Source organism: Acidovorax sp. JMULE5, assembly GCF_013376875.1.
GTDB classification, from domain to species: domain Bacteria; phylum Pseudomonadota; class Gammaproteobacteria; order Burkholderiales; family Burkholderiaceae_C; genus Acidovorax; species Acidovorax facilis.
The window spans coordinates 4,865,806-4,883,800 of record NZ_CP035951.1; the positions used below are offsets into that span (position 1 = coordinate 4,865,806).

Below are 17,995 nucleotides of genomic sequence, written 5' to 3' on the forward strand. Positions count from 1 at the left end.
TCACAGGTGAATCCATGGCAGGTTTGAAAGCGGGTGCGCCCACGCCGCAGGCAATCACGGTGCACGAGGCATCGCGGGTGCTCGAAGTAGGCTTCTCCGATGGCACCACGTTCCGCATTCCGTTCGAGCTGATGCGCGTGTATTCACCGTCGGCAGAAGTGCAGGGCCACGGCCCAGGCCAGGAAGTGCTGCAGACGGGCAAGCGGGAGGTCACGCTGGTCAACCTGGAACCCGTGGGCAACTATGCGGTCAAGCCCACGTTTTCTGATGGGCATGACAGCGGCATCTTCACCTGGGACTACCTCTACGAACTGGGCGACAAGCAAGACGCGCTGTGGACCCAGTACACCGAGCGGCTGGCCGCTGCGGGGGCGGACCGCGATGCGCCGATGGCGCCTCAGGGTGGTGCCGGTGGCCATGCCTGTGGCAGTCATTGAGGCTGCGGGCCGGGTGTTTTTCTGGCGGAGCGCAGAACACTGCGGAAGCCCTTGTCTGTCAAGGTGCTATTGAAATAATAGCTTTTGGCGCAATGTAGAAAAGCGCTGGCGGCTGATTTCTTTTCAATAGCGTTGTCCAAATTGCGACAGATGCCCCATTTCAGTGCGGGGTTGTCGCTGTACCTCTGGCGTTCACGCGCCTAGCATGAATCTTATGAGCACCACGCATTTCGGTTTTCAGTCGGTGGACGAGCAGGAAAAAGCACGCCGCGTGCGCGGCGTGTTCGACTCCGTGGCCTCCAAGTACGACGTGATGAACGACCTCATGTCGGCGGGCCTGCACCGTGCCTGGAAGGCCTACACCGTGATGGTGGCCAACCTCAGCGAAGGCAGCCAGGTGCTCGATATTGCAGGGGGCACGGGCGACCTGGCGCTGGCGTTCTCCAAGAAGGTGGGCGCCACCGGCCGTGTGGTGCACACCGACATCAACGAAGCCATGCTGCGCGTGGGGCGCGACCGCCTGATTGATGCGGGTGTGGTGTTGCCGACACTGGTCTGCGATGCCGAGAAGCTGCCGTTCCCCGACGCACATTTCGATGTGGTGAGCGTTGCTTTTGGCCTGCGCAACATGACGCACAAGGACCAGGCGATTGCCGAAATGTGCCGCGTGCTCAAGCCCGGCGGCAAGCTGCTGGTGCTGGAGTTTTCAAAGGTCGCAAAGCCACTCGAAAAGGTGTACGACTGGTATTCGTTCAAGGTGCTGCCCCAGTTGGGCAAGCTGGTGGCGGGCGACGACGCCAGCTACCGCTACCTGGCCGAGTCCATCCGCATGCACCCCGGGCAGGAAGAGCTCAAAAGCCTCATGCAAAAAAATGGCTTTGGGCATGTGGACTATCACAACATGACTGGGGGGATTGTGGCCTTGCATGTTGGAATCAAGTGCTGAGCGTTTCGCTCAGTCATTAACGGAGACGGAGAAGTCATGATGAAACTGTGGTCTGTGGTGTTGGTTGCGATGCTGGCGTTTGCGCACGCCGATGCCGACGCCCGGCGACTGGGCGGTGGTAAATCGACGGGGCAGCAATCGAGCAACGTTACGCAGCGTGAGTCGGCAGCGCCGGGTGCGCCCGCCCAGAATGCGACCAATGCGGCGGCTGCCAAGCCGCCTGCTGCGGGTGCAGCTCCGGCCGCTGCTGCGGCCAAGAAGCCTTGGGGCGCGATGCTGGGTGGCCTGGCCGCTGGCCTGGGCTTGGCCTGGCTGGCCAGCTCGTTGGGGCTGGGTGCAGGGTTTGCCAACATTCTGATGATTGCGTTGCTGGCCGTGGCCGCGTTTGCCATCTTCAAGATGGTGATGCGCGCACGCAGTGGCGGTGGCAACGGTGGCGCTGCTGCCGGTGGTGCGCCGTTCGCGTTCCAGGGCGCGGGTGCTGCCACGCCCGCCGCAGCGCAGGTGCCTCCGCAGTACAGCCCCAACAACGTGGGCAACGACGCCTCGGCGCGCCCCTGGGAGCGCAGCAGCATGGCGTTTGATGCCTCGCGCGCTGCACAAGGCGGTGCGGGTTCGGGCGTGGTGATCGGCTCGGGCCTGTCCGGGTCGCAGAACTGGGGGATTCCTGAAGGCTTTGATACCGAGGGCTTCCTGTCTGCCGCCAAGCGCAACTTCGTCACCTTGCAAGCGGCCTGGGACCGTTCGGACATCGCCACCCTGCGCTCCATGATGACCGACAGCATGCTCGGCGAGATTCGCACCCAGCTCACGGAGCGCGAAGACCACCGTGGCATGCAGCCCAACCACACCGATGTGGTCATGATCGAAGCCCAGTTGCTGGGCATTGAAGACCTGGGCGACGGCTACATGGCCAGCGTCGAGTTCTCCGGCATGATCCGCGAAGAGCCCTCAGCCGGCCCGAGCCCCTTCCGCGAGGTCTGGAACATGACCAAGCCCAAGGCCGGCAGCAGCGGCTGGCTGGTGGCCGGCGTGCAGGCCCTGCAGTAATAAAGGAAATGCCCCGCTGTGGGGCTATCCCAGTTCAGGGAATAATCGGGGACTATGGCAACACCACAGTCCCCTTTTTCGTTTCTGGACGGCCTCTTTGAGCGTGTGGCCGCCGGCCCCCAACCCCCCCAGTGGCTCGTGCATGAGATGCAGCAGCGCATGGTGCTGTTCCTCAACCATGTACTGATGCAAGAAAAAGAGGCCATGGACCGCCTGGTGCGTCAGAAGGGCCGCATCGCCCGCGTGCAGTGGCGTGCGTATTCGATGGCCCTGGTCATCACGCCCGCTGGGCTGTTCAACCTGGCGCCCGAAACTGCCGCGCCCGATCTGCAGCTTCACGTCACCGAGACCTCTCCCTTTGCGCTGGCCCAGACGGCCCTGCGGGGTGACAAGCCCGCCATCCGCATTGAGGGCGATGTGCAACTGGCCGCCGAAATCAACTGGCTGGTCGATCACGTGCGCTGGGATGTCGAGGAGGACCTGGCGCGTGTGATTGGTGACGCTCCTGCCCACACTGTTGCGCAGGTGGCGAGCCGCGCTGCGCAGGCGCTGCGCCAGTTCGTGGGCACGCGCGTTGCACCAACGTCTTCAGCCGTCGCACCCATGCCATCTGGACCCTCCACGCCTTCCGCGCCAAACAGCGGTTCCGACCGGGCTGGCGCATGAAGCAGTTCCTGAGGGGCGGCGCCATCCTGTGGGTGGTGTTCCGGTACGGCCTGGACGCCATGGTGCTGGACAGTTTCCAGAAGCCCTGGCTGCGATCGGTGTCGCGCGTCCTGTCGTTCGGACGCAACCTGGATGCACCGCGCGGCCAGCGGCTGCGCCTGGCGCTGGAGCGCCTGGGGCCCATTTTCGTGAAGTTCGGCCAGGTGCTTTCGACACGCCGCGACCTGCTGCCGCCCGATGTGGCCGACGAGCTGGCCCGGCTGCAGGACCGCGTGCCGCCGTTCGACCCGGAGATCGCCATCGCCACGATCGAGCGGGCATTCCGGCGGCCGGTGGATGAGGTTTTCACGTTCTTCGATCGCGTGCCGGTGGCCAGCGCCTCCATTGCGCAGGTGCATTTCGCCACGCTGCGGGACCGCCATGGCATCGAGCGCGAGGTGGCGGTCAAGGTGCTGCGCCCGGGTATGTTGCCTGTGATCGAGAAAGACCTGAGTCTCATGCGCATGATGGCCGGGTGGGTGGAGAGCCTGTCGGCCGACGGCAAGCGCCTCAAGCCCCGCGAGGTGGTGGCCGAGTTCGACAACTATCTGCACGACGAACTCGATCTGGTGCGGGAGGCCGCCAACGCCGCGCAGCTGCGCCGCAACATGCAGGGGCTGGACCTGGTGCTGATCCCTGAGATTTTCTGGGACTTCTGCCACCCCGAGGTCATGGTGATGCAGCGCATGAACGGTGTGCCCATCAGCCAGATCGAGCGCCTGCGGGAAGCCGGGGTGGACATCCCCAAACTCGCGCGCGACGGCGTCACCATCTTCTTCACCCAGGTGTTCCGTGACGGCTTCTTTCATGCCGACATGCACCCCGGCAACATCCAGGTGAGCCTGGATCCGGCCACCTTTGGGCGCTATATCTCGCTGGATTTCGGCATCGTGGGCACGCTCACCGAGTCTGACAAGGAGTACCTGGCGCAGAACTTCGTGGCGTTCTTCCGGCGCGACTACAAACGCGTGGCGGAGCTGCACATCGAAAGTGGCTGGGTGCCGCCCGAGACACGGGTGAACGATCTCGAATCGGCCATCCGCGCCGTGTGCGAGCCGTACTTTGATCGCCCGCTCAAAGAGATATCGCTGGGCATGGTGCTGATGCGCCTGTTCCAGACCTCGCGCCGCTTCCACGTTGAGATTCAGCCCCAGCTGGTGCTGTTGCAAAAGACCCTGCTCAACATCGAAGGCCTGGGCCGCGAGCTGGACCCGGAGCTGGACCTGTGGAGCACGGCCAAGCCCTTCCTGGAGAAGTGGATGCTGGAGCAGATGGGGCCGCAGCGCCTGTGGCGGGAGCTGCGGGCCGAGGCGCCCCACTATGCCAAGCTGATTCCCGAGCTGCCGCGCCTGCTGCACGACGCCTTGCGGCAGCGCCCGGCGGACCAGCAGCAAGCCTTGCGCGAACTGCTGGAAGTCCAGCACCGTACCAACCGGCTGCTCCAGTCCATCATTTATGGCGGCGTCGGTTTTGTGCTGGGCCTTCTGGCGATGCAGTTGTTTGTGCGGATGCGGATTTTCTGAAACGGCGCGAACGGCACGAAAGTTGCCTTCATAATCCGCTGCAACTTTTGTTACGAATTTTGTAGCAAAGTGGTCACCCCTGGATCTGCAGGGGCCTCGGCGTGTCGGCCCACGGCACGCCGGGCGCACACCTGCTTTTTGTAACCTTCCTTGGAGTTTCGGAGCGGCGCCATGCTGATCACATTCATCGTTCTGTACCTGCTGGTCTCGATTGGTATCGGCCTGTATGCCGCCACGCGCGTGCACAACACGGCCGACTATGCGGTGGCGGGCCGCAGCCTGCCCCTGGCTGTGGTGATAGCCACGACCTTTGCGACCTGGTTTGGCTCGGAAACCGTTCTCGGTGTGTCAGCCCGGTTTGTGGATGGTGGGCTGGGTGCGGTGGTGGAGGACCCATTTGGCGCCTCCATGTGCCTCGTTCTTGTGGGGCTGTTTTTTGCCTACAAGCTTTATAAGAAAAACCTCATCACCCTGGGTGACTACTACCGCCAGCGTTACGGGCGTGTGATCGAAGTGGCTTGTTCAGCCATCATCATGTTCAGCTACCTGGGCTGGGTGGCTGCTCAGATCACAGCTCTGGGGCTGGTGTTCAACCTGCTGACGCAGGGGTATGTGTCCGTCACCATGGGCATGGTCATCGGTACGGTCATCGTTCTGGTCTACACCCTGTATGGCGGCATGTGGTCGGTGGCCATGACCGACTTTGTCCAGATGATTGTGATCGCCGTGGGGCTGCTGGCCATCGCCTGGTACGCGGCGGACCTGGCCGGAGGGGCGGGTAAGGTCGTGGAATATGCCGCGCGTGAAGGCAAGTTCCAGTTCTTCCCCACAGGTGGGCTCAAGGAGTGGACCTTCTTCTTTGCCGCCGCGATCACGATGATGCTGGGCTCCATACCCCAGCAGGATGTTTTTCAGCGCGTGATGTCGTCCAACAGCGCCGAGACAGCGCGCACCGGCCCGGTCATCGGAGGGGTGCTGTACCTGCTGTTTGCCTTCATCCCCATGTTTGTCGTTACGGCCGCCGTGTTGGTCATGCCCGAAACTGCCCAGGCGCTGCTCAAGGACGACCCCCAGAAAGTGCTGCCCACGCTGGTGATGGAACGCATGCCGCTGATTCTTCAGATCGCCTTCTTTGGCGCGCTGCTCTCGGCCATCATGTCCACCGCCTCTGCCACGTTGCTCGCACCGTCCACCACCTTTGTGGAGAACATCCTGCACAACCTGCGGCCTGGCATGACCGATGCCCAGACACTGAAGGCCATGCGCATTTCGGTGCTCGTGTTTACCGCCTGCGTGCTCACTTACGCGATCACCATGCAGGGCACGTCGATCTATGAACTGGTGTCGGGCGCTTACCAGGTACCGCTGGTGGGGGCTTTTGTCCCCCTGGTGTTCGGCCTGTACTGGAAGCGCGCGACCACCCAGGGCGCCATCCTGGCGGTGGCCATGGGCCTGGGTGTGTGGCTGCTGTTTGTGGCCAGCCCCATGCTGTCCGAAGCGTTCCCGCAGCAACTGGCTGGGGTGCTGGCGGCATTGGTCGGCATGATCGGGGGCTCGCTGGCACCGCAGTGGATCGACGACCACAAAGGCCACGTCACCCACTACGAGGGCAGCGCCAGCTGATTGCATCGCCCCATGCCCAGTGCGTGGGGCTTGAGGATGGGCATGCCGCCTATAATTGAGGGTTTTGCACTTTCCCTCAACACACTGACATGCCTATTTACGCCTACAAATGCGGCTCCTGCGGCCATGCCAAGGATGTGCTGCAAAAAATCTCTGATGCGCCCCTCACGGTGTGCCCCGCCTGCGGCGCGGAAGCATTTTCCAAGCAGGTCACAGCGGCCGGCTTCCAGCTCAAGGGCTCGGGCTGGTATGTGACCGATTTTCGCGGTGGCAGCGGTGGCAGTTCTGCCCCCGCGACGGACAGCAAGACAGAACCGAAAACCGAGGCCGCGGCGCCGGCAAGTTCTGGTGATGCTCCTAAAAAAGAAGCATCTGGTGCAGCAGCACCAAGCGCTGGTGGCAGTTCTACCACTTCCACCTCCTCTGCGAGCTGAGTGACCCTCATGGCTGCCTTGCGCAAGTGGCTGTTGACCGGCCTTCTGGTGATCGTGCCAGGGGTTATCACGGCCTGGGTGCTCAACTGGATCGTGAGCACGCTGGACCAGACCCTGCAGATCCTGCCTGTTGCATGGCATCCCGACAAGCTGCTGGGCTTTCACGTCCCGGGCTTTGGCGTGGTTCTCACGCTGCTGATCCTGTTGGTGGTCGGTGCCGTCGCCAGCAACTTCGCAGGCCGCAAGCTCGTGCAGTGGGGCGATGCGGTGGTGCACCGCATCCCGGTGGTGCGTTCGATCTATTCCAGCGTCAAGCAGGTGTCCGACACGCTTTTTTCCGAAAGCGGCAATGCCTTTCGCAAGGCCGTGCTGGTGCAGTGGCCGCGCGAGGGCGTCTGGACCGTGGCCTTCGTCACTGGTGCGCCCAACGGCGAGGTGGCGGCATACCTGCGCGATGAATTCGTGAGCGTGTATGTGCCCACCACGCCTAACCCCACCGGCGGGTATTTTGTGATGCTGCGCAAGAGCGACTGCGTCGAACTCGACATGAGCGTGGACGCCGCCCTCAAATACATTGTTTCGATGGGCGTGGTCGCTCCGGCTGACCCCACGCTTGTTTCCCACAGTAAGTAAATCCCTTTAACGCGCCCCTTGGGCGCCGGAAGTTTCTGCCATGGCCATGCGTTCCCACTATTGCGGTCTTGTGACCGAAGCCCTGATGGGCCAAACCGTTACCCTGTCTGGCTGGGTGAACCGTCGTCGTGACCATGGCGGTGTGATCTTCATCGACCTGCGCGACCGCGAAGGTTATGTGCAGGTGGTGTGCGACCCTGACCGTGCCGAGATGTTCAAGACCGCCGAAGACGTGCGCAACGAGTTCTGCGTGCAGGTGGTGGGCCTGGTGCGCCCCCGTCCGGATGGCACGACCAACGACAAGCTCAAGAGCGGCCAGATCGAGGTGCTGTGCCATGAGCTGAACGTGCTCAACCCCTCGGTCACGCCTCCGTTCCAGATGGACGACGAGAACCTGTCGGAAACCACGCGCCTCACGCACCGTGTGATGGACCTGCGCCGCCCGCACATGCAGCGCAACATGATGCTGCGCTACAAGACTTCCATCCAGGTGCGCAACTTCCTGGACAAGGAAGGCTTCATCGACATCGAAACGCCCATGCTGGGCAAAAGCACGCCCGAAGGCGCGCGCGACTATCTGGTGCCCAGCCGCGTGCACGACGGCCAGTTCTTCGCGCTGCCCCAGTCGCCCCAGCTCTACAAGCAGATGCTGATGGTGGCTGGCTACGACCGCTACTACCAGATCACCAAGTGCTTCCGCGACGAAGACCTGCGCGCCGACCGCCAGCCCGAATTCACGCAGATCGACTGCGAGACGTCGTTCCTGGGCGAAGAAGAAATCCGTGCGATCTTCCAGCGCATGATCACCGAGGTATTCCAGCAGCAACTGGGCGTGGACCTTGGCGAATTCCCCATCATGACTTACCAGGAAGCGGCTTTCCGCTTTGGCTCGGACAAGCCCGACCTGCGCGTGAAGCTCGAATTCACCGAGCTGACCGAAGTGATGAAGGACGTGGACTTCAAGGTCTTCTCTGCTCCCGCCACCACCAAAGGCGGCCGTGTGGTTGCCCTGCGCGTGCCCGGCGGCGCACAGATCTCGCGCGGTGAGATCGATGCCTACACCGAGTTCGTGAAGATCTACGGTGCCAAGGGCCTGGCCTGGATCAAGGTCAACGAAGTGGCCCAGGGCCGCGAAGGGCTGCAGTCGCCCATCGTGAAGAACCTGCATGACGCGGCCATCGCTGAAATCCTCAAGCGCACGGGTGCGCAGGACGGTGACCTGCTGTTCTTCGGTGCCGACAAGGAAAAGATCGTCAACGACTCCATCGGCGCGCTGCGCCTGAAGGTGGGCCACAGCGAGTTCGGCAAGAAGAGCGGTCTCTTTGAAAACCGCTGGGCACCGCTGTGGGTGGTGGACTTTCCCATGTTCGAGCACGACGAGGAAGAAGACCGTTGGACGGCCGTGCACCACCCCTTCACCAGCCCCAAGGACGGTCACGAAGAGTTCATGGCCACCGATCCCGGCAAGTGCATCGCCAAGGCCTACGACATGGTGCTCAACGGCTGGGAGCTGGGCGGTGGCTCGGTGCGTATCCACCGCGCCGATGTGCAAAAGAAGGTGTTCGATGCGCTCAAGATCACACCCGAAGACGCACAGGCCAAGTTCGGCTACCTGCTGGATGCCCTGCAGTACGGCGCGCCCCCACACGGTGGTCTGGCCTTCGGTCTGGACCGCCTCATCACGCTGATGACCGGTGCGGAATCGATCCGTGACGTGATCGCTTTCCCCAAGACCCAGCGCGCTCAGGACCTGCTCACGCAGGCGCCTTCGCCCGTGGACGAAAAGCAGTTGCGCGAGCTGCACATCCGCCTGCGCAACATCGACGCTGTCAAGGCAGCCTGATCCGGGGCTTTCCCCGAACCCGGCGCGGATCCACTCTCGTGGCATCGCACGACAAAGCGGCAAGGGCTTGGCAGCCTGCGCCGCTTTTTTCTTGGCCAGCCCATGCCCACGGCGATGTGGCGCTGGCACTGAAAGGACACTTTCCATGCGTTCAATGACGACCCAGGCTTTGTGGATGGGCGCCGTGCTGCTGGCCCTGGCAGGTTGCGGCGAAAAGAAGACCGAACTGGGCCAGGGCGGTTCCGTGGTCACTGGCTCGGCAGGGCCGGCAGGGGCCAGCAACGCTGCGCGCGAACTGGTGCGCTGCGAGGCGCCCGTGGCCACGCTGGCGCTGGCAGAAAACCCCAGCGGCTACACCATGGGTTCGGGCTACAGCCTCCCGCCATCCCCCGTGCCCCTGGTCAAGCTGCTGGCCCAGCAAAGTGGCTGCTTTCGTGTGGTGGACCGGTCGGCCGGGCTGCGCGGAACCATCCAGGAGCAGGACCTCAAGGACTCCGGCGTGCTGCGCAAGAACAACTCCACCGTGGCAAAGGGCAAGGGCTACGAGGCGCAGTACACGCTCACACCCAGCCTCACGTTCAGTGAGCAGGACGCGGGACGGGGCCTGGCGGGTGTGATTGCCATGATTCCGGTGCTGCGCGACATCGCGGGCCTGGCCGGCATGGTGGAGCAGGTCAAATTCAAGGAGGCGCAAACGGCACTGCTGCTGTCCGACAACGAAACCACTGAGCAGGTTGCCGCGGCCACCGGGTCTGCACGCACCACTGACCTCGGCGTGGGCGGGCTCGTGTTCGGCAAGCTCGGGGGCGCGGCGGGTGCGGGCTGGAGCAATACCAACGAGGGCAAGGTTATTGCCGCGGCCTTCCTGGACGCACACAACCAGTTGGTGGTGCAGGTCAGGGCGCTGCAGGCCAAGGAGCTGCCGCCGCCCGTTCCCACCACTTCAGCCCCGCGTTCCAAGGCCGGGTAAAGAGGGAAGGTGTCGCCCATGGTGCCGACAGCGCAGCACAGGCCCTACAAGCTTCCAGAGTCGGTGCTGGTGGTCATCCACACGCCCGCCCTGGAGGTGCTGCTGATCCGCCGCACGGGCGGTGATGGGCACTGGCAATCTGTCACCGGGAGTAAAGACCGCCTTGATGAGCCTTTTGAAGAAACCGCCCGCCGCGAAGTGGCCGAGGAAACCGGCATTGACGCGAGGGCGCCCGGCTGCCTGCTGACCGACTGGGCCTTGGAGAACGTCTACGACATCTGGCCGCAATGGCTGCACCGATATGCACCGGGGGTGGTGCGCAATCGCGAGCGGGTGTTTGGCTTGTGTGTGCCAGCAGCTACGCCCGTGGTGCTGAGTCCTCGTGAACACGATGCTTTCGAATGGTTGCCGTGGCAGCGCGCGGCCGAGCGCTGCTTCTCGGCCTCCAATGCCGAGGCCTGTTTGCTGCTTCCTCGTTTTGTGTAGGCAGACGTTGGAGCGCGCCCCGCACTGCGCGCGGCGGCGCCTGTAGCTCACTTGCGCTGGGCGAGGATGCGGATCAGGTGGTCTGCGAAGCCCTCCGCTGCAGGCGAGGTGGCCCGCCGTGCGGGGCTGTAGAGGCACACGTAGCGCATGACTTCGGGCGACAGGATGCGGCGGCGCACCAGTCCGAGTGGCTTGGCCAGTGCACCCACATAGTCGGGCGCCAGCGTAGCGGCCACATCGGCGGCAGCCAGGCCCATGGCGGTGGAGATGTTGTCCACGATCTCTACGGGGGTCACGCGCTGCTCGCTGGGCAGCCCGGTGTGCATCTGCGCCACGCTGCGTTCGTGATCCCGCCCGGCAGCCACCAGCGGGTAGGCGTGCAGCTGCTCCCAGGTCACGCTGCGTTTGTGGGCCAGGGGATGGGTGGGCGCACACCACAGCACCCAGGGACTCTCGAAGAGCTGGGTACGCACGATGTCATCGCCACAGGCGCGATCCGGACCCAGGGCCAGATCGGCGTCGCCGCTGGCGACCGCATCGACGAGTTTTTCCACCGGCACGTCGCGAATGCGGATGTGCACCTTGGGCCTGGTTTGTGTATAGGCCTTGATGGCTTTGGGCAGGATCACGCTGGCGACGACCAGTGGTGCGGCGATTCGCACAATGCCCGCTGCGCGGTTGCGTACATCGCTGGCGGCCGACTGCGCCATGCGCAGGTGCTTGAGCACGGACTCTGCCGAGGCCAGAAACTCCCGCCCCGCGCTGGTGATGTCAACCCTGCGCGTGCTGCGCTCAAACAGTTTGAAGCCGAGCGCGTCTTCCAACTCGCTCACGAGTTGGCTTACAGCAGACGGCGTAAGGGCCAAACGCTCTGCGGTGGCCGCGAAGCTGCGCAGTTCTGCCACGTTGACAAAGGCTTCGAGCTGGCGTGGCGTGAAATGGGGCAGAGACATGGCTGTTGCGGGTGAATCGCTGGGATCAGGCCATTCATTAGAACATCTTCACAATCCGTCATAAAGCATTGATTGTGGTCAAGGAAGGCGCTGCAGATACTTCGCGACGGATCGGGCAAGGTTGCCCGGCTCTGTTGTCTGACTGGAGAACTCCCTTGAGCAATGACATGCTGAATGTCGCCGGCATCGCGGTGTCGCCCCACCACTACATCGACGGCCAGCGCGTTGCGTCCGAGATGCGGTTCGATCTGCACTCGCCCATCGACCAGGCGCTGCTGGGCTCCATCAGCGAAGGATCGCCCGCCCATGTGGACGCAGCTGTCACCGCGGCCGCGCGTGCCTTCCCGGACTGGAGCGCGCTCACGGCGGCGGAGCGAAAACCCTACCTGGATCGTTTCGCCGCCGAGATTGGAAAACGCGCCGAGGCCTTCTGCACGCTCGAATCCAACGATGCTGGCGTGCTGCTCTCGCGCATGAAGCACGGCGTGGTGCCGCGCGCCATGCTCAACATCAGTTGGTTCGCCAAGCATGCGCTCACGCTGCAAGACAGGCCCATAGAGACGGAGCAGGCCACGCACCTCGTGCGCCACGATCCGGCCGGTGTGGTGGCCATCATCACACCCTGGAATGCCCCGCTCATGCTTTCTACCTGGAAGCTAGGACCTGCGCTGGCTGCGGGTAACTGTGTGGTCGTCAAGCCGCCGGAATGGGCACCGCTGACCAGCAGCCTGCTGGCCGACTGTGCGTACGCCGCCGGCCTGCCACCTGGGGTTTTCAACATCGTGCAGGGCGCGGGCGCCAGCACCGGTGCGCGCCTGGTCAGCGACCCGCGCCTGGCGCGTATCTCGTTCACCGGATCGGTCCCCACGGCCAAGTGGATTGCCCAGTCTGCCGGGGCCAACCTCGTGCCTTGCAGCCTGGAGCTCGGTGGCAAGTCGGCCTTCATCGTGCTGGAGGACGCCGACATCGACAATGCCGCTGCCACCGGCGCACTGATGTACCGCAACGCTGGCCAGGTGTGCCTGGCAGGCACCCGCTTCCTGGTGCACCGCAAGGTGCGCGACGTCTTCGTGGCGGCCTTGCGCGGCCATGTGGAAAAACTCACCGTGGGCGACCCGCGCGACGAGGCCACCGAGGTCGGTCCGATCATTCACCCGCGCCAGGTCGAGCGCGTGCACGGTTTTGTGCAGCGCGCCGTGGCCGATGGCGCCACGCTGCTCTGGGGTGGCGCGCACCATTCCTTCGGTGCGCAGTATTACCAGCCCACGCTGCTGGCTGGGGTACGCCAGGACAGCGAGATCGTGCAGAACGAGGTCTTCGGACCTGTACTCACCCTGCAGGTCTTTGACAGCGACGACGAAGCCATTGCCCTGGCCAACGGAACGGACTACGGCTTGGGTGGCGTCTGCTACGGCGAGGTGGAGCATGCGAGCGCCGTGGCGCAGCAGGTGCGTACCGGCTTCATCTGGGTCAACAGCTTTGGCATCCGCGACCTGGCTGCGCCGTTCGGCGGCATCAAGCGCAGCGGTGTGGGCCGCGAGGGCGGGGACTGGAGCTTCGAGTTCTTCTGCGATGTCAAGGATGTGGTGCTGCCCAAAAAGCCGTTCCGCGCAAGTTTCAGCCATCGCTGACCCCACCCCAATCACATGCAGGAGAACACCACCATGGGAAGCATTGTTGGCGCAGCCATCGTCTCGCACCATCCCGGCCTGATGCAATGCGAAGAGTTTCGCGTGCTTCAGGGCGCGGGGGCCGACTCGGACCTTATCCCCGGCTATGCCCGGCTGCGCGCCAAGCTCGCCGAAGCCCGGCCTGACGTGGTCGTCATCTTCGATTCACACTGGTTCACCACGGGCTACCACCTGGTGGATGGGGCCTCACGCTATCAGGGCAGCTACATCTCGGATGAGATGCCCTGGTATCTGCACGGCGTGCCCTACAACTACCGGGGCCATCCAGGATTGGCGCTAGAGATCGAGGCCGTCTCGCGCGAACTGGGGGGCTACAACCGCGTCATCAACCATCCCGAACTGGGCCGACAGTACGCCACCATCAACTTGGTCAAGCACCTGCGGTTGGAGCACAGCGACACGCCGGTTGTCACCGTGAGTTCATGCCAGAACTGCGACTGGACGCATTTCGTGAAATCGGGGGAGGCCATTGGCGAGGCCGTACGCCGCAGCAACCTGCGTGTGGCGCTGCTTGCCTCCGGTGCGCTCAGCCACAAGTTCAACCCCATCGACTGGAAGCCCAACCACCCGCGCATCTTCCATGAGAGCAATGTCTCGCGCCCAGAGAACATTGCGAGTGACAAGGGTGCGATCGAGCTGCTGCAGCAGGGCCGCCACGGCGCTGTGCTCGACCGTTGGCAAGACGAATACCGAAAGCTCCCCTGGGAGGCCTTTGGCGCCCACTACCTGCAGATGGTGGGGGCCATGGGGGGCGCGGACTGCCGCGCGCGGGGTGAGACGCTGTCCGCTTACGAGAACGCGCGCGGCACCGGCAATGTGCACATGTGGTTCGATATGCAAGAGGTGGCGGCATGAATTTCGAATTCCCGCTGAAAGAACTGCCCGCCGTGATGCGTGGACCGCGCATGGAGCGCCGCCGCGTTCTGGTGGGTGGCAGTGCCTGCTGGGGCACCATCGTGGAAGAGGGCACGTACCAAGGGCAGTTGCGCCTGGACGATGGTCGCACGGTGGACCTGGCGACCGTGCAGCACCTGCCACCCGTGTCGCCCAGCAAGATCATCGCGGTGCACATCTCGTACAGCTCGCGCAGCTTCGAGACGCGTAACCAGCCCAGGCCGACCGAGACGCCCACCTATTTCACCAAGCCGCCGACTTCGGTCAACGGCCATGGCTGCGAGATCCACAAGCCCGCTGACAGCCTGTACCTCAACTACGAAGGCGAATACGCCATTGTCATTGGCAAGACCTGCCGCAACGTGTTGCCCGATGAAGCCTGGGACTACATCGAAGGCTTTTGCCCTGCCCTGGACATGGGCCTGCAGAACTACCGCGACACCGACCAGGGCAGCATGCTGCGTGTCAAAGGCGCGGACACGCTGCTGCCCATCGGCCCCGGCATTGTGCGCGGCGTGAACATTTTCGAACAGACGCTGCGCACCTATCGCAACGGTCTGGTGGTGCAGGAGGCGCACATCGGCGACGAGACCATCTGGGGCCCGCACTACGTGGTGGCCGATATCGCACGCCACATCACCCTGGTGCCGGGTGACGTGATCCTGATGGGGACGCCTTGCCATTCGCGCTCGGTAGACCCGGGCGATCTGGTGGAGTGCGAGATCACAGGCCTGGGGCGCCTGGCAGGCACGGTGGTTGCCATCCCGGCGCCGCGCGCATCAGCCCTGGGCGTAGGGCACCAGCCCACCGACAGCCCCGAAGTGCGGCGCGTCGCCTTTGGATTTGACGAACGGGTGCCCGACCCCTTGAAAGCCAACTACCGGCAGGCGGCAAGAGGGCGGACCCCATCGCCATAGTGCTCCGCCTTTGCTTTTGCTTCCCCTTGATCACGCCACAACAACCTGGAGACAAACCATGAAACCTTCCTTTTCCGCTTCGCGCCGCAATGTCTTGCAATTTGCGCTGGCGGGCGCAGCTGGGTCTTTGCCGCTGATGGGCCGTGCGCAGTCCATCGACACCGTCAAGATACTGGCCGGTTTTGCCGCTGGCGGCACGGTAGACACCCTGGCCCGCCGTGTGGCCACCCAGCTGGCACCGGCCTACGCCAAGTCGGCTGTGGTGGAGAACAAGACCGGGGCAGGCGGGCAGATCGCCATTGCGACGCTCAAGGCAGCTCCGGCAGACGGTGCCACCCTGCTGGTCACCCCCATGTCCATGTTGGGCATCTACCCCCACACCTACAAAAAGCTGCCCTACGACCCGGCGGTTGATGTCACCCCCGTCTCGCTGGGCGTGGTGTTCGACATGGGATTTGCCGTGGGGCCACAGGTGCCAGCGTCGGTAAAGACCGTGCCGGAGTTTCTGGAGTGGTGCAAGGCCAACTCGAACGGCGCAAATTTTGGCTCTCCTGCGCCAGGCTCGGTCCCTCACTTCGTGGGTGAACTCATCGCCCGCGCCGGCAAGGTGGACATGAGGCACGTGGGCTTTCGCGGATCGCAGCCTGCCATTCTGGATTTGATGGGCGGCCAGATTGCCGCTGTGTCGGCGCCTGTGGGTGAGTTCTTGCCCCACCTGGCGGGCGGCAAGGTGCGTCTGTTGGCTACTTCGGGCGCTACACGCAACAAGTTCGTGCCCGGTGTGAGCACACTGGTGGAGCAGGGCTTCAAGGACATGGTCTACGGCGAGTGGTTTGGTTTCTTCCTGCCGGGCAAGGCACCTGCGGATCTGGTGCAGAAGGCCAACATCGCCATTCGTGCCGCGCTGGCCGACAAGGAGGTGATCGCCGGGCTGGCTGCCATGGGGCTGGAGGCCCGCTCGTCCACGCCGGCCGAGTTGACGGCGCTGCTCAAGGCCGATGGCGAGAAGTGGGGCCCCATCGTGAAGGCCATTGGCTTCACCGCTGAGTCTTGAATACACCCCTGAGTCGCTTCGCGCCTTCCCCCTCAAGGGGGACGCCGCCAGCGCGGCGGGGCGGCCCTTGCGCGGCGGCCGCTGGCCTTGGTCGCGCCGGTCTTCGCGCGGTTGCCACGGTGCACAACCCTGAAGAGAGAACAACAGATGTTTGACGACGCAGTGATCCAGCAACTGGCCCGTGAACTGCACCAGGCCGAGAAGACCCGCGTGCAGGTAGAGCATTTCTCCAGGCGCTACCCCGGTATGACGGTGCAGGACGGCTATGCCATCTCGCGGGCCTGGGTGGCGATGAAGATCGCCGAGGGGCGCACGGTGCGCGGCCACAAGATCGGGCTGACCTCGCGCGCCATGCAGGTCGCCAGCCAGATCACCGAACCTGACTTCGGCACGTTGCTGGACGACATGTTTTTTGCCGAAGGTGGCGACATACCCCTGCAGCGCTTTATCCTGCCGCGCGTGGAGGTGGAGCTGGCCTTCGTGCTCAACAAGCCGCTGCGTGGCGAACCTGGGCACCCTCCGGTAAACATCTTCGACGTGCTGGCCGCCACCGAGTACGTGGTGCCTGCCATCGAGATCATCGATGCGCGCATCGAACAGCACGACCGCCATACGGGAGTGATGCGCAAGGTGTTCGACACCATCTCCGACAACGCCGCCAACGCCGGCATCATCACCGGCGGACGCCCGGTGCGGCCTGATACGGTGGACCTGCGCTGGTGTGGCGCACTGCTCTACAAGAACGGCGTGATCGAAGAGTCCGGGCTGGCGGCTGCCGTGCTCAACCACCCGGCTACGGGCGTGGCGTGGTTGGTCAACAAGCTAGCCCCGTATGGAGAAGGCCTGGCGGCGGGCGAGGTGGTGCTGGGTGGTTCCTTCACGCGCCCCGTGGCCGCCGCAGCGGGCGATACCTTCCATGCGGACTACGGGCCGCTGGGCAATATCGCTTTTCGCTTTGTTTGAGGGCTTGGGTATGCACACCCCTGTGAACACCTTCAAGGCAGCCCTGGCTGCACGCACGCCGCAGATCGGCCTGTGGTTCGGCCTGGCCCATGGTTATGCGGCCGAACTGGTGGCGGGTGCCGGTTTTGACTGGTTGCTGCTCGATGGCGAACATGCCCCCAACGATGTGCCGCTCATGCTTGCCCAATTGCAGGGTATTGCCAGCGCGCGTGCCCTGTTGGGCACCGGGCCCCACCCGGTGACGCGCGTGCCCGTGGGCGACACGGCGTTGATCAAGCAGTACCTGGACATTGGTGCGCAGACGCTGCTGGTGCCCATGGTGGATACCCCCGAACAGGCCGCGCAGCTGGTGCGCGCCATGCGCTACCCCCAAGACGACGGGCAAGGCGGCATCCGTGGCCTGGGTGCAGGCCTGGCGCGTGCCTCGCAGTGGATGCGCTACCCGGGCTACCTCACGGAGGCCAATGCCCAGGTCTGTCTGCTGGTGCAGGCCGAGAGCACGCTGGCCATGCAGAACCTGGATGCGATCGCCGCCACGCCGGGGGTGGATGGCGTCTTCTTTGGCCCGGCGGATCTGTCGGCGAGCATGGGACACGTAGGTAACCCTGGGCACCCCGATGTCCAGGCCGTGATCGAAGACGGAATACGCCGCGTGCTGGCAGCGGGCAAGGCCCCGGGTATTCTGATGGCCGACGAGAAGCTGGCACGCCGCTATCTGGAGCTGGGCGCCGTCTTCGTCGCTGTGGGGGTGGACACCAGCGTCCTGGTGGCGGCCACGCGGGATCTGGCGGCACGCTACGGCAGGCCGGTGAGCCTGGATCCCTCCCGCAATGCACGATCGGTGGCCGCGTACTGATCCTGGCAGGCGCAGGG

18 protein-coding genes are annotated in these 17,995 nt (G+C 64.1%); 17 read left to right on the plus strand and 1 reads right to left on the minus strand.

Going from position 1 to position 17,995, the window contains the following annotated elements:
- Positions 1–14: 14 nt before the first annotated feature.
- From EXV95_RS22160 to nudB, 11 genes are all read left to right on the plus strand, one after another.
- Positions 15–437: a gamma-butyrobetaine hydroxylase-like domain-containing protein gene (locus EXV95_RS22160; RefSeq protein WP_121507416.1), complete on the plus strand. Its 423-nt coding sequence runs from the start codon at positions 15–17 to the stop codon at positions 435–437.
- Between the two features lie 214 nt (positions 438–651).
- On the plus strand, positions 652–1,383 hold the full coding sequence (gene ubiE, locus EXV95_RS22165) for a bifunctional demethylmenaquinone methyltransferase/2-methoxy-6-polyprenyl-1,4-benzoquinol methylase UbiE (protein WP_121507415.1): 732 nt from the start codon (positions 652–654) through the stop codon (positions 1,381–1,383).
- A 36-nt stretch (positions 1,384–1,419) separates the two neighbouring features.
- Positions 1,420–2,433 carry a Tim44 domain-containing protein gene (locus EXV95_RS22170; RefSeq protein WP_055399128.1) on the plus strand — a complete coding sequence of 338 codons (1,014 nt, stop codon included), beginning with the start codon at positions 1,420–1,422 and terminating at the stop codon, positions 2,431–2,433.
- 54 nt (positions 2,434–2,487) lie between these two features.
- Positions 2,488–3,099, plus strand: coding sequence for an SCP2 domain-containing protein (locus EXV95_RS22175; RefSeq protein ID WP_121507413.1), 612 nt, complete (start codon positions 2,488–2,490; stop codon positions 3,097–3,099).
- Positions 3,096–4,661: a ubiquinone biosynthesis regulatory protein kinase UbiB gene (gene ubiB / locus EXV95_RS22180; protein ID WP_121422474.1), complete on the plus strand. Its 1,566-nt coding sequence runs from the start codon at positions 3,096–3,098 to the stop codon at positions 4,659–4,661. Before EXV95_RS22175 ends, ubiB begins: the two co-directional genes overlap by 4 nt.
- A 171-nt stretch (positions 4,662–4,832) precedes the next feature.
- Positions 4,833–6,284 (plus strand): sodium:solute symporter family protein, encoded by a 1,452-nt coding sequence (locus EXV95_RS22185; protein ID WP_121422475.1) that lies wholly within the window; start codon positions 4,833–4,835, stop codon positions 6,282–6,284.
- An 89-nt stretch (positions 6,285–6,373) separates the two neighbouring features.
- Positions 6,374–6,718: an FmdB family zinc ribbon protein gene (locus EXV95_RS22190; RefSeq protein WP_176888523.1), complete on the plus strand. Its 345-nt coding sequence runs from the start codon at positions 6,374–6,376 to the stop codon at positions 6,716–6,718.
- Between the two features lie 9 nt (positions 6,719–6,727).
- Positions 6,728–7,351, plus strand: coding sequence for a DUF502 domain-containing protein (locus tag EXV95_RS22195; RefSeq protein ID WP_055399363.1), 624 nt, complete (start codon positions 6,728–6,730; stop codon positions 7,349–7,351).
- 40 nt (positions 7,352–7,391) lie between these two features.
- Complete coding sequence (gene aspS, locus EXV95_RS22200) at positions 7,392–9,194, plus strand: aspartate--tRNA ligase (RefSeq protein WP_176888524.1); 1,803 nt, start codon at positions 7,392–7,394, stop codon at positions 9,192–9,194.
- Between the two features lie 154 nt (positions 9,195–9,348).
- Positions 9,349–10,164: a CsgG/HfaB family protein gene (locus tag EXV95_RS22205; protein WP_370460279.1), complete on the plus strand. Its 816-nt coding sequence runs from the start codon at positions 9,349–9,351 to the stop codon at positions 10,162–10,164.
- An 18-nt stretch (positions 10,165–10,182) separates the two neighbouring features.
- Positions 10,183–10,650: a dihydroneopterin triphosphate diphosphatase gene (gene nudB / locus EXV95_RS22210; RefSeq protein WP_176888526.1), complete on the plus strand. Its 468-nt coding sequence runs from the start codon at positions 10,183–10,185 to the stop codon at positions 10,648–10,650.
- 47 nt (positions 10,651–10,697) lie between these two features.
- On the opposite strand, the gene EXV95_RS22215 is transcribed toward nudB, so the two are convergent.
- The gene (locus EXV95_RS22215; protein WP_176888527.1) at positions 10,698–11,603 is read right to left on the minus strand and encodes a LysR family transcriptional regulator; all 906 of its coding nucleotides are present in this window, start codon (positions 11,601–11,603) and stop codon (positions 10,698–10,700) included.
- Positions 11,604–11,770: 167 nt separating this feature from the next.
- On the opposite strand from EXV95_RS22215, the gene EXV95_RS22220 reads away from it, so the two are divergent.
- The 6 genes from EXV95_RS22220 to EXV95_RS22245 all read left to right on the plus strand — a co-directional run bounded on the left by EXV95_RS22220 (position 11,771) and on the right by EXV95_RS22245 (position 17,978).
- Positions 11,771–13,234 carry an aldehyde dehydrogenase family protein gene (locus EXV95_RS22220; RefSeq protein WP_255484839.1) on the plus strand — a complete coding sequence of 488 codons (1,464 nt, stop codon included), beginning with the start codon at positions 11,771–11,773 and terminating at the stop codon, positions 13,232–13,234.
- Positions 13,235–13,267: 33 nt separating this feature from the next.
- Positions 13,268–14,149, plus strand: a complete 882-nt coding sequence (locus tag EXV95_RS22225) for an extradiol ring-cleavage dioxygenase (RefSeq protein ID WP_176888529.1) — start codon at positions 13,268–13,270, stop codon at positions 14,147–14,149.
- Positions 14,146–15,105 (plus strand): fumarylacetoacetate hydrolase family protein, encoded by a 960-nt coding sequence (locus EXV95_RS22230; protein ID WP_176888530.1) that lies wholly within the window; start codon positions 14,146–14,148, stop codon positions 15,103–15,105. The genes EXV95_RS22225 and EXV95_RS22230 overlap by 4 nt, the downstream gene beginning before the upstream one ends.
- A 58-nt stretch (positions 15,106–15,163) precedes the next feature.
- Complete coding sequence (locus EXV95_RS22235; protein ID WP_176888531.1) at positions 15,164–16,159, plus strand: Bug family tripartite tricarboxylate transporter substrate binding protein; 996 nt, start codon at positions 15,164–15,166, stop codon at positions 16,157–16,159.
- Between the two features lie 147 nt (positions 16,160–16,306).
- Positions 16,307–17,122 (plus strand): 2-oxo-hept-4-ene-1,7-dioate hydratase, encoded by an 816-nt coding sequence (gene hpaH / locus EXV95_RS22240; RefSeq protein ID WP_176888532.1) that lies wholly within the window; start codon positions 16,307–16,309, stop codon positions 17,120–17,122.
- Positions 17,123–17,132: 10 nt separating this feature from the next.
- The gene (locus tag EXV95_RS22245; RefSeq protein ID WP_176888533.1) at positions 17,133–17,978 is read left to right on the plus strand and encodes an aldolase/citrate lyase family protein; all 846 of its coding nucleotides are present in this window, start codon (positions 17,133–17,135) and stop codon (positions 17,976–17,978) included.
- Positions 17,979–17,995 lie beyond the last annotated feature (17 nt).

Coding starts and splice junctions, on each gene's coding strand:
- EXV95_RS22160 (WP_121507416.1), top strand. CDS start 15: ATGGCAGGTTTGAAAGCGGGTGCGCCCACGCCGCAGGCAATCACGGTG.
- ubiE (WP_121507415.1), top strand. CDS start 652: ATGAGCACCACGCATTTCGGTTTTCAGTCGGTGGACGAGCAGGAAAAA.
- EXV95_RS22170 (WP_055399128.1), top strand. CDS start 1,420: ATGATGAAACTGTGGTCTGTGGTGTTGGTTGCGATGCTGGCGTTTGCG.
- EXV95_RS22175 (WP_121507413.1), top strand. CDS start 2,488: ATGGCAACACCACAGTCCCCTTTTTCGTTTCTGGACGGCCTCTTTGAG.
- ubiB (WP_121422474.1), top strand. CDS start 3,096: ATGAAGCAGTTCCTGAGGGGCGGCGCCATCCTGTGGGTGGTGTTCCGG.
- EXV95_RS22185 (WP_121422475.1), top strand. CDS start 4,833: ATGCTGATCACATTCATCGTTCTGTACCTGCTGGTCTCGATTGGTATC.
- EXV95_RS22190 (WP_176888523.1), top strand. CDS start 6,374: ATGCCTATTTACGCCTACAAATGCGGCTCCTGCGGCCATGCCAAGGAT.
- EXV95_RS22195 (WP_055399363.1), top strand. CDS start 6,728: ATGGCTGCCTTGCGCAAGTGGCTGTTGACCGGCCTTCTGGTGATCGTG.
- aspS (WP_176888524.1), top strand. CDS start 7,392: ATGGCCATGCGTTCCCACTATTGCGGTCTTGTGACCGAAGCCCTGATG.
- EXV95_RS22205 (WP_370460279.1), top strand. CDS start 9,349: ATGACGACCCAGGCTTTGTGGATGGGCGCCGTGCTGCTGGCCCTGGCA.
- nudB (WP_176888526.1), top strand. CDS start 10,183: ATGGTGCCGACAGCGCAGCACAGGCCCTACAAGCTTCCAGAGTCGGTG.
- EXV95_RS22215 (WP_176888527.1), bottom strand. CDS start 11,603: ATGTCTCTGCCCCATTTCACGCCACGCCAGCTCGAAGCCTTTGTCAAC.
- EXV95_RS22220 (WP_255484839.1), top strand. CDS start 11,771: ATGCTGAATGTCGCCGGCATCGCGGTGTCGCCCCACCACTACATCGAC.
- EXV95_RS22225 (WP_176888529.1), top strand. CDS start 13,268: ATGGGAAGCATTGTTGGCGCAGCCATCGTCTCGCACCATCCCGGCCTG.
- EXV95_RS22230 (WP_176888530.1), top strand. CDS start 14,146: ATGAATTTCGAATTCCCGCTGAAAGAACTGCCCGCCGTGATGCGTGGA.
- EXV95_RS22235 (WP_176888531.1), top strand. CDS start 15,164: ATGAAACCTTCCTTTTCCGCTTCGCGCCGCAATGTCTTGCAATTTGCG.
- hpaH (WP_176888532.1), top strand. CDS start 16,307: ATGTTTGACGACGCAGTGATCCAGCAACTGGCCCGTGAACTGCACCAG.
- EXV95_RS22245 (WP_176888533.1), top strand. CDS start 17,133: ATGCACACCCCTGTGAACACCTTCAAGGCAGCCCTGGCTGCACGCACG.